General features: G+C 67.4%; 1 protein-coding gene. It reads right to left on the bottom strand.

Annotation, left to right across the window (positions count from 1 at the left end):
• On the bottom strand, positions 1 to 261 hold a 261-nt coding region (locus tag AC2A06_RS19055; RefSeq protein WP_484381327.1), incomplete at both ends, for a hypothetical protein.

Genomic DNA, 261 nt, shown 5'->3' on the forward strand with positions numbered 1-261 from the left:
GGTGACGGTGCTGTTAGGCTCGGCAGTGCCGGACACCGTCAGGGTACCGTCTGGGTTAGCGACCACACTTGGCGCGGCTGGCGCCACTGGGCCAGTGCTGTCCACATAGGCGGTGACGGCAGACGGACTGTCATTGCCCGCCACATCGGTGGCCAGCACGCTGACATCACCACTGGTCTGAGGCGCGGTGCTGCTGATAGGACCGTAGCTGCCATCGGCGGCCACCGGCCCGGTGGCGGTGCTGCCATCCGGGAAGGTGAC

The organism is Serratia sp. HNCC26DJ244, assembly GCF_057180565.1.